The organism is Candidatus Enterococcus ikei, from assembly GCF_017316105.1.
Lineage (GTDB): Bacteria > Bacillota > Bacilli > Lactobacillales > Enterococcaceae > Enterococcus_L > Enterococcus_L ikei.
The window spans coordinates 19,466-29,984 of sequence record NZ_JAFLWD010000041.1 but is presented as its reverse complement, the minus strand read 5'-3'; the positions used below and the strand labels follow the sequence as shown (position 1 = coordinate 29,984).

Below are 10,519 nucleotides of genomic sequence, written 5' to 3'. Positions count from 1 at the left end.
GATTTTGTTCTTTTTTATTGTCTAATTACTTTTCATTAATTCAGTAACGTATGCTACTGTGTCGGGTTGTTCTGTTTCAATCTTAGTGATAGCGTCAGCAAAGTTTGGTAGATGATCTTTATGCGCAATCAATAACTCATCTAGCAACGTTTTAGCCATCGATCCGCCTGGTACTAAGGGATTAATCGTAAATGCATGTAATGCTGCCCCATAATCACCATCAATCGCAGCCCGAATCACTGTCTCCTCCATTCCCTTCATAACTTGAATAATGCCACGAGCAGCTGGCGGGAATGCGCCCCAATTGTATGGTTCATGACCATGAGCTGTCACAGGTCCGGAAACTTCAACTACGCAATCATAAGGTAAGTCTGTAATCGTACCATTGTTTTCAGTTGACACGACCATATCAGTACGTTTGTCATTATGAATGGACGCAATCAACTCACATGCAGCATCACTATAGTGTGTTCCACCACGCTGTTCTAGTTCCTTTGGTTTATAATCTAAGTTTGGATCTTTATAAAGTTCGAATAAACGAGCTTCAGTTTCTTTTACAACTTGTGCTCTTGTTTCGCCTTTTTCAAATTCTTCAATCGAATGTTTTAACATTTCATCTTCGATATAATAATAACGATGGTAACCACATGGCAACATACCTAAGTCTTTAATTTGTTCATAATGGAATGGCGCGTTATGAATATTTTTTAAATGACTTTCAGAATCTTCTTGAGGACCATAAATCAAGTCAATCAATTCTTGCGTCCGTTCATTTCCTTGTTTATCCCAAACCCGATGCCAGTGGAAGTGATTAATACCTGCAAATTTAAAGAATAAATCCTCTTCGGGAATTCCTAATTTTTCAGCTGCTTGCTTTCTGTGACCAATTGGTACATTACATAAACCAGCTGTTTTTTTCCAACCACCGTGCTTTATAGCTGCTTCTGTAACCATCCCCGCAGGATTTGTAAAATTGACAAGCCATGCGTCTGGGCATAATTCTTTCATATCTTCGATAATTCCAAGGATTACTGGTATCGTACGGAACGCTTTAAACATGCCTCCTGCCCCATTCGTTTCTTGACCAAGTACACCATGTGACAACGGAATACGTTCATCTTTGATTCGCGCATCAAGTAAACCTACACGAAATTGTGTCGAGACAAAATCTGCATCTTTTAACGCAGCTCGGCGATCTAATGTCAGATGAACTTCCCAGTCCAAACCAGCAGCTTTGACCATACGTTTGGCCATAGCTCCAACTGTTTCTAATTTTTCTTTTCCTGCTTCAATATCAACTAACCAAATTTCTTTGATTGGTAATTCATCTTTTCTTTTAATGTAGCCTTCAATTAATTCTGGTGTGTAGCTTGATCCTCCACCAATTGTTGCGATTTTCAATGCATTTCTTGTCATATGTTTCCCTCCTGATTTTTTGTTCAGAATATGTTCTGACATCGTTTACATTCTTATCATAATCTGTGGGAATGTTCCCATGTCAAGCTCTTTTTTTATTCTTTTTATGTTATACTTAAAAGAAAAAGCCTTTTTATTTAGTTAGATTACACTAGATTGATTAGCGAGGTGTTAAAATGACCACAATTATTGATGTTGCCAAAAAAGCTCAAGTATCAAAATCAACTGTTTCTAGGGTTATTTCCGGAAATGGTTATGTTAGTCAAGAAAGTCGAAAAAAAGTGTTAGAAGCAATGGAAGCGTTATCGTATTCTCCTAACTTAATTGCACGTAATCTTCAAAGTGGTGAAACAAAAACGATTGGTTTTCTTGCACAAGGCTTTATTGATCCGCTGGGCGTTTTTCTTCAAAGTTTTATTTCAATCGCAAAGCGTTATAACTACTATGTGACCTTATATTTTACAGATGGGGATAGGAAAAAAGAAATCGATGCCTTAAATCAATTGAAGTATAAACAACTAGATGGTGTCTTTATTTTAACTCGAGCAAATAAGTGGGAAGTTATTGAACCCTACAGTCTTTATGGCCCCATTGCCACTTGGCATCGTATTGATTCTGAAAGAATCTATTCTTCTTACATCGATCATTATTCAGGATATCTTCGATCATTAGATTATCTTTATCAGAGAGGCTATCGTTCAATTGGACACGTTTTAGGGAATTTTGAAAATTTAAACACAAAAGCGCGTTTAAAAGCGATTGATGATTTTCATCAAGAAAAAAAGATGCTGATAAACGACGAATGGATTTTTCAAGATAAATCGAGAATTGATAATGGGCGTAATATTGCACATTTATGGCATGAAATGAACAATAAAACAGATGCAATGGCCTTTTATACTGATTCCGTCGCCGCTGGTTTTATCTCTGAGCTTCAAACTTTAGGATACTCAATTCCAGAAGATGTTGCCGTAATCGGTTTTGATAACAGTGAAATTAGTCGGTTGATGCATATTACCACCGTAGATTATTCCATCAAGCTTCAAGCCGAAAATTCATTCATTTATATTCACAACCAATTAAATAAAGAAACAATTCCCGAACAAGAAATGCGTGTCCAACTTATTGAAAGACAGACTGTTCCTTTACGAAAACAAAAAAAAGAACAATGAAGTTTTTTTGCTTCATTGCTCTTTTTTTGTTTATTACTGTTTTTTTCGTTCGTTTCTTAAAATTGAGATTGATTGTTTCAATGACTTCATCACGCCACCTTCGCTATAAACCAAAACATTTGATTTATAGAGTTTTGCTGAAAACATTGTCAATAAAACACAAAATACTGCAAGAATTAACACTGAAATCATTGCTCCTGTATTTGTCACCGTTTCACTTGCTAAACGAATTGGCATTATGAATGATGAAATCAATGGAATATAGGAAGATACTTTGATGACAATATTTTGCGGATCAGTCGTTCCTAATGAAATCCCGATGAAGTACCCAATCATCGCAATATAGATGATTGGCTGAACCGCTTTGGCCGTATCTTCTGGCTTAGAAACTAATGAGCCACATAGTGCTGCTAAGACAGAATAAACTAATACACCTAAAACAAAGAATACCAAAGTGAAGTATAAGAAGCTTCCAAATATATTTGTAGAAGAAAGTCCTTCCAACAAGCCTTTTACCATATCTAAATTTTTTAACTGTGAGTAACCAATTCCGAATGCTGCTGCATAAATAACAATTTGGGTCAAGGCTACTAAAATAACTCCAGTTAATTTTCCATAAAAATGAGTTTGGGCTTTAGTGCTTGATAGAATTACTTCCATGATTCGCGTTCCTTTTTCAGAAGCAATTTCTTGTGCAATAATAGATGCATATGTGATGATAATTACCCAGAGAATGATCGTTATAACAAATGACATAGCAGATTGAATCCCTGTATTATCTTCACCTGTCATCATTTTCCCTTTATCATCAAAACTAACTTTTGTCTTTTCAAAGTTTGCAGGTTGACTCAAACTTGCCAATTGATCTGCTGTCAAGTTCAATTTACTTGCACTCAAAGAAGATTGCAATCCGTTAAGCGTTTGACTCATCGTCATTTCAGTCATTGTACCTAATGATGATTCAGTATATAATTTTCCTTGAACTTGCTCACTTTCAGTATTTAAGACAAGAAAAGCTTCAATATCCTTTTCTTTCAATTGCTTTTCTGCCTCTTTTTGAGATGATACTATTTTAAACGTATAATCTTCTGTTTTTGATTTTGCCAACTGCGACGCCAATTCTTGATTATCAGAAACTAGCCCAACTTTTGTCTCTTCAGAAAATCCACCTGCTAATGAACCTGCTACATAAATAATTCCCATAACAATAAATGGCACCAAGATCATAATTACAAAAGATGCTGATTTAACGTTCTTTTTATAAACATCACTTGCTATAATCCAAAATTTACTCATTTGGCTCACCTGCTTTCATCTTGAATATCTCTTCTAAGGTCGGCGGTTGCTGATTAAACATTGGAATATAACCAAATTGTGTTGCCCGTGCAAAAATTTCTTGCCCAGCTTTGGGATCATTTAGTGTTACTTCGACAACTCCGTCTCCTCGTTTTACTGCTTTTTCCACACCATCGATTGCTAGAACATCTTCTGGACTTAATGGTGATTCCAAAAAGACTTTCGTACGTCCAAAACTTTCACGAATTTCATGGACTTTACCATTTAGAACCATTTTTCCACTTCTTAACATGACAAGATGATCACAAATTTTTTCAACATTATCCATATTATGACTGGAGAAAATGACACATGAGCCTTTTTCTTTTAATGCAATAATCCCATCTTTTAAAAGTTCTGCATTGACTGGATCTAATCCACTGAAAGGTTCATCCAAAATAACCAATTTTGGTTCATGAATCAATGTGGCAATCAACTGCACTTTTTGCTGGTTCCCTTTAGAAAGTGACTTTACTTTATCAGTTTTTTTTCCTTTAACTTTGAATTTTTCCATCCATTCGTCTATTTTTGGTTCGATTTCTTTTTTCGACTTCCCTCGTAGCTCTGCAAAATAAATTAGTTGCTCCTGAATTGAGACCTTTGGATATAATCCACGTTCCTCTGGTAAGTAGCCAATGTCATTATAATCTTTCCCACTTAATTGGTGTCCATTCCATAGTACGACTCCGCTGTCTTGAGTTAAAAAGTCTAAAATCAAACGAAATGTCGTTGTTTTACCTGCACCATTTTGTCCAATCAACCCCAGTATTTTTCCATCTGGAATTTCAAAAGATATATTGTCTACAGCTGTATAATCCCCAAATGTTTTAACCAAATTTTTTACTTCTAACATTTCTCATCCTCCTATACTCAATTTAGATCAACACTTTAGTGAAAAAGTGAACTACCTATTTTAATCTTTACCAAATTTTACCACGTGATACTATTTTTTAAAATGAATCCTTTAATAAGATACTGAACAATAAACCAATAATAAAACTAACCATTGCTAAAATCACAAAGTCTCTAGGAATTTTTGCCTTTTGACAAATCGTTCTGGCTGGTTAGACTATTTGTTTGATCTCTATAAAAATTGAATGAAAAGGCTACACTAATATCTACACCAATTGGTAATATGATATCTAGCATGACAAAAAAGAGTAGCACTTCACGAAGCGCTATAATTGTTTCCATAGTATGCACTAATAACCATATCTACTCATTCTTCATACGAGTCCAATAACTTTCAGTATCCGAATAAATTATTAGTGTAGCGTAACTAGTTTTAAAATAAAAATAGTTCCCTCTATAATTCGCAAAGTTTTCCCAACCAGCTTTCTTACAGATTACTAAATATTCTGACAATTCTTCTGGTAAACCAGCAAAAAAATCTACTGAACACTTTTTTTCCTCAGGGACACCTTATTCAAAAACAGGAAACCAAACTTTGTTCATTTTTTCCTTTTTCAGCCACCAGATGGTCTCCAACTTGATAAAGAAGTTTACGGCACTCAATATCCTTTTTTAAACTCTCAAGTCCTTTATCAGTAATGAAATATGTTTTTTCCGTTCATTACTTTCTTCCAATGTAATAAACCTCTTTTTTTTTATAGTATACATACTTGCCGGACCAATATTTACCTGCCCATTTGTTAAATTATTCACTTCATCCATGATATCTTGCCCCTTTATATCACCTATTGATATAGTAACGAACTTCAATTATGCTGTCAAACGTTTCTTTAAAGATAAAATTATTTTCTTGATAAACATAAAACAGTGCGTTATAACAATAGAAAGGGCTAGAATTATCGAAATAATTTTAGCCCTTTCTATTGTTAATCTATTGATTATCTTCTTCAGTCTCTACTTTTACTTGATGTAGATGAGCATAGACATTGTTCGCGACATTCTTCGGCAAACCGGATGCATTTAATTCCTCAACTGAAGCTTCGGTAATATTTTTTAATGATTTGAATTTTTTTAGCAACTCTTTCTTTCGTTTAGGCCCTAATCCTTCAATATCATCTAAACGTGAAGAAAAGCTATTTTTACTTCGTAATTGCCGATGAAAAGTAATTGCGAATCGATGGACTTCATCTTGTATTCGTTGCAGCAAAAAGAATTCTTGAGAATTTCGTTCTAAAGGCACAATTTCTAAATTAGAACCAAACAACAGTTCACTCGTTTTATGTTTATCATTTTTAGCCAGTCCAGCGATAGGAATATCTAAGCCTAATTGATTATCCAATACTTCCTTTGCAGCATCGACTTGTCCTTTCCCTCCATCGATCACAATTAAATCTGGGAAAGGTAAATTCTCTTTTAGAACCCTTGAGTATCGGCGATAGATCACCTCACGCATTGAGGCGTAATCATCAGGACCTTTAACTGTTTTTATTTTATATTTACGGTATTCCTTTTTATCTGGACGACCATCAATAAAAACGACCATTGCTGAAACAGGATCAGTCCCCATAATGTTCGAGTTATCAAAGGCTTCAATTCTGATTGGAGCTGGAATATTCATGGCATTCCCTAATTTTTCAACTGCACCAATCGTACGTTCTTGTTTACGCACAATCAAGTCAAATTTTTCTTGTAAAGCGACTGTAGCATTTTTCCCCGCTAACTTGACTAGTTTCTTTTTTTCGCCGCGTTGTGGTTGTAAGACTTTAGTAGACAACATTGCTTCCACACTTGCGATATCGATATTATCTGGAATTAGCACTTCTCTTGGAATAAAATGCTCATTCTCTTGATAAAACTGTCCAATGAAGGTTAAAAAATCTTCCTCTTCTTCGTTATAAAACGGAAAAATGGACACATCTCGTTCAATTAATTTCCCTTGGCGAATAAAGAATACTTGAACACACATCCAGCCTTTATCAACTGCATAACCGAAAACATCACGATCAACTAAATCAGCATTTGTCATTTTCTGACGAGTCATCACTGTTTCAATTGCTTTTATCTGATCACGGTATTCTGCAGCTTTTTCAAACTCCATATTTTCTGCTACTTCAGCCATTTTTCTTTGAATTTCTTCTTGAATAACAGGATGTCCTCCATTTAAAAAGCTTTTGATTTCTGCCACCATCTTCGTATAGGTTGATTTGGGGATATCAAAAACACAAGGAGCCAAACATTGTCCCATATGATAATAAAGGCACACTTCTTTCGGGAGTAGTCGACATTTTCTTAAAGGAAACAGGCGATCCAGCAAGCGTTTTGTTTCATTGGCTGCACCGACATCGGGATATGGACCAAAATACAAAGCTTTATCTTTTGACACTTTTCTAGTAATCAGCAATCGTGGGTAATCCTCATTTGTAATCTTAATGAAAGGATAACTTTTATCATCTTTCAACATAATGTTATATTTAGGATCATTTTTATGGATTAAATTTATTTCTAATAGTAAGGCTTCAATATTTGATTCTGTTACAATATATTCAAAATCTTCTATTTCACTGACTAGCCGTTCTGTTTTTGTATCATGGCTACCTGTAAAATAAGAGCGTACGCGGTTTTTTAGTACCTTTGCTTTCCCAACGTAAATGATTGTACCATTTTTATCTTTCATCAAGTAACAACCTGGTTGGTCAGGAAGTAAGGCTAATTTATTTTTGATTCTTTCGTTCATAATACTTCCTTTCTTTTTCTTGATAAACTATATTATACCATTTTGTTTAAAGTTAAGCATAAAAAAGTGGCTAGGAACTAACTCAGAGAGCCAAATCCCAACCACATAAAAATTCAATTAAATTTTAAGTGAAGAAAAGCTTAAGCAAAATAAGCCTCTCTATTAACATTAATATTACAGATACTTGTCGATCAATGCGCGTAGTTGTTCTTTTGAATGAACACCTACTGCTTTTTCTACAACTTCTCCGTCTTTTTTCAATAATAATGTTGGAATACTCATGATTCCAAATGAAGCTGGTGTTTCAGGGTTTTCATCAACATCCATCTTCGTGATTTTAACTTCACTTTCGTCATACTCTTCACTTAATTGTTCTAAAATTGGTGATTGCATACGACAAGGACCACACCAAGTTGCCCAAAAATCAATTAAAACAAGACCACTATCTGTTTCTGCTGAAAAATCTTTATCTGTAATTACTTGTGTCATATTATAGACCTCCTACTTTTTTACATCTAAATCAATTATAGCACTCGTTCAACCATTCGACTAGTTTATTGCTTACTAAAGGTAAGCATATTAGTTAAATTTTACGATTGTTGCACCATTACCGCCTTGATTGCCTGGAGCAAACTCGAAACTACTAACAGACCGATGATTTTTAAGATACTCCGTTATCCCAGTTCTCAAAGCACCCGTTCCTTTACCATGAACAATCGTAACTTGAGGATAACCTGCTAAAATCGCAGCGTCTAGATATTGATCAACATCAGATAATGCTTCTTCATAACGTTTCCCGCGTAAATCTAGTTGATTTGCTACATGACTACTTTCACTTGAGCGCACGGCTGTTACTCTTTGTGTTGGTTCTTTCTCTGGCGCAACTGGTGTCATGTCACTTTCATTAACCGACATTTTTAAAATCCCCAATTGTACTTGCCATTCAGCATCTCCGGACTTGCGGATTAACGTGCCACGTTGACCATAGGTATTAACGATAACTTCATCACCTGATTTTAATTTCTTTTGTTCCTTGGCTTTTTTCAATACTTTATTTTTTTCTAAATGGTTTTCTTCTTGATGAAGTTGAGATAATTTTGACTTTGCATCAATCAGTTGGTGCTCTTTTATACCACCTTGATTTCCACCTGACAACTGCATCTTACGAATATCAGATATGATATCGCTCGCTTCTGCTTCCGCTTGAGAAACCAATTCATTTGCTTTTTGACGTGCTTTCGCCATTTCTTTTTCACGTTCATCGAAAAAGTAACTATACGCTTCCTTTAGTTCTCTATGCAATCGCTCCGCTTCATCGACGTAGTGACGAACTTCTAAATATTCAGTTTCTGCCATTTTGCGACGATTTTCTAAATCTGCGATCATTTCATTTAAATCTTGGCTTTCACCATCCATGATATGTTTGGCTTCATCGATGATTGTACTTTCTAAACCAAGACGTTTTGAAATTTCGAATGCATTACTGCGCCCTGGTACACCGATTAACAAGCGATAAGTTGGGCTTAGTGTATCTACATCAAATTCCATACTAGCATTGATTGTACCTGCACGGTTATAGCCGTACACTTTTAGCTCAGGATAATGAGTCGTGGCCATTACATAAGCACTTTTACTACCTAATGCATCTAAGATCGAAATCGCTAATGCTGCCCCTTCTTGAGGATCAGTACCCGCGCCTAACTCATCAAATAATACTAAACTATGATTGTCCACTTTTTTCAAAACATCAACGATATTCGTCATATGAGAAGAAAATGTACTTAAACTTTGCTCAATCGATTGTTCGTCCCCTATGTCTGCGAAAATTTCATCAAAGATTCCCATACAACTTTCTTCAGCTGCTGGAATAGGTAAACCAGATTGTCCCATCAATTGAAGGAGTCCCAATGTTTTCAATGTAATTGTCTTACCACCTGTATTTGGACCTGTGATCACAATAGCCTGATAATCCTGTCCAATCATAATATCATTTGGAACAGCTTTTTCCTGATCTAAAAGTGGATGTCTTGCTTGCTTAAAAACAATATGATTTTCTTCACTGATTTGCGGAACAATCGCCTTTAATTCCTTGCCAAAACGAGCTTTTGCATTTATGAAATCTAATTTACCGATAACATATGCATTGTGCAGGATATCATTTCGATGAGGAACCAACGTTGCAGAGAGCTCAGCTAAAATCCGTTCGATTTCGTTGCGCTCCGCAATTTGATGTTGACGTAAGCGATTATTCAACTCAACGATTTGTTTAGGTTCAACAAATAAAGTTTGTCCAGAAGCACTTTGATCGTGGATTACACCACCGAATACACTCTTATATTCTTGCTTCACTGGGATAACATAGCGCTCATTTCTCATCGTGACGATTGCATCACTTAAATATTTAGCATTTTTCCCTCGAACAATACCATCTAATTGCTCACGAATCGTCTGTTCACTTTTACGAATATTGCTACGAATCATTTTTAATTCTGGCGAAGCATCATCCGTCACTCGACCATCTTCATCGATCGCTTCTTTTAATCTACGACTCAATTCAGGTAACACAATTAGTTGATCAATCCATGAATAGAGTCTTAGTAATTCAATCTCACTATCTTTTAAGTCATCAAAAAAGTGAATAATTTCTGAAGTCGTTGATAGCACACGTCCAACTTGAGCTAACTCGATACCATTCAAATCGGCACCTATTTCGATCCGTTTCATGTGAGGACGAATATTTTCTAATTTTGGAATGGGAATTCCACCACGCAAGCGTTGGACTTTCAATCCATCTTCGGTCTCTTCAAGCCAAGCTTGTATGCTCGTTCTATCACTGACAGGCGATAACTGCTCGACTTCGTCTATCCCTTGAGCTGTCACAATAGATTGAGAAATCAACTGTTTCACTTTGTCAAAACCTAATGTCGTTAAAATTCGTGTATTCATTTTT

At 35.5% G+C, this 10,519-nt stretch carries 8 protein-coding genes and 1 pseudogene; 1 reads left to right on the top strand and 8 read right to left on the bottom strand.

The window, feature by feature from the left end; all coding sequences use genetic code 11:
• Positions 1 to 21 precede the first annotated feature (21 nt).
• Positions 22 to 1,416: a 6-phospho-beta-glucosidase gene (locus JZO69_RS14670; RefSeq protein ID WP_010772627.1), complete on the bottom strand. Its 1,395-nt coding sequence runs from the start codon at positions 1,414 to 1,416 to the stop codon at positions 22 to 24.
• Positions 1,417 to 1,592: 176 nt separating this feature from the next.
• On the opposite strand from JZO69_RS14670, the gene JZO69_RS14665 reads away from it, so the two are divergent.
• On the top strand, positions 1,593 to 2,588 hold the full coding sequence (locus JZO69_RS14665; RefSeq protein WP_207113581.1) for a LacI family DNA-binding transcriptional regulator: 996 nt from the start codon (positions 1,593 to 1,595) through the stop codon (positions 2,586 to 2,588).
• A 33-nt stretch (positions 2,589 to 2,621) separates the two neighbouring features.
• Here the strand turns inward: JZO69_RS14665 and JZO69_RS14660 are convergent, their stop codons facing one another.
• The 7 genes and pseudogenes from JZO69_RS14660 to JZO69_RS14630 form a co-directional block, all read right to left on the bottom strand.
• Entirely contained in the window at positions 2,622 to 3,884 is a 1,263-nt protein-coding gene (locus JZO69_RS14660; protein WP_207113580.1) for an ABC transporter permease, read from the bottom strand.
• Positions 3,877 to 4,776 carry an ABC transporter ATP-binding protein gene (locus JZO69_RS14655; RefSeq protein WP_207113579.1) on the bottom strand — a complete coding sequence of 300 codons (900 nt, stop codon included), beginning with the start codon at positions 4,774 to 4,776 and terminating at the stop codon, positions 3,877 to 3,879. The genes JZO69_RS14660 and JZO69_RS14655 overlap by 8 nt, the downstream gene beginning before the upstream one ends.
• Positions 4,777 to 5,138: 362 nt before the next feature.
• Positions 5,139 to 5,327, bottom strand: a pseudogene (locus JZO69_RS16895) (DUF2812 domain-containing protein); the annotation flags it as partial.
• Between the two features lie 120 nt (positions 5,328 to 5,447).
• Positions 5,448 to 5,597 carry a hypothetical protein gene (locus JZO69_RS14645; protein WP_207113578.1) on the bottom strand — a complete coding sequence of 50 codons (150 nt, stop codon included), beginning with the start codon at positions 5,595 to 5,597 and terminating at the stop codon, positions 5,448 to 5,450.
• 169 nt (positions 5,598 to 5,766) lie between these two features.
• Positions 5,767 to 7,569 (bottom strand): excinuclease ABC subunit UvrC, encoded by a 1,803-nt coding sequence (gene uvrC, locus JZO69_RS14640; RefSeq protein WP_207113577.1) that lies wholly within the window; start codon positions 7,567 to 7,569, stop codon positions 5,767 to 5,769.
• 174 nt (positions 7,570 to 7,743) lie between these two features.
• On the bottom strand, positions 7,744 to 8,058 hold the full coding sequence (gene trxA, locus JZO69_RS14635; RefSeq protein ID WP_010772634.1) for a thioredoxin: 315 nt from the start codon (positions 8,056 to 8,058) through the stop codon (positions 7,744 to 7,746).
• Between the two features lie 90 nt (positions 8,059 to 8,148).
• Entirely contained in the window at positions 8,149 to 10,515 is a 2,367-nt protein-coding gene (locus JZO69_RS14630; RefSeq protein ID WP_207113576.1) for an endonuclease MutS2, read from the bottom strand.
• Positions 10,516 to 10,519 lie beyond the last annotated feature (4 nt).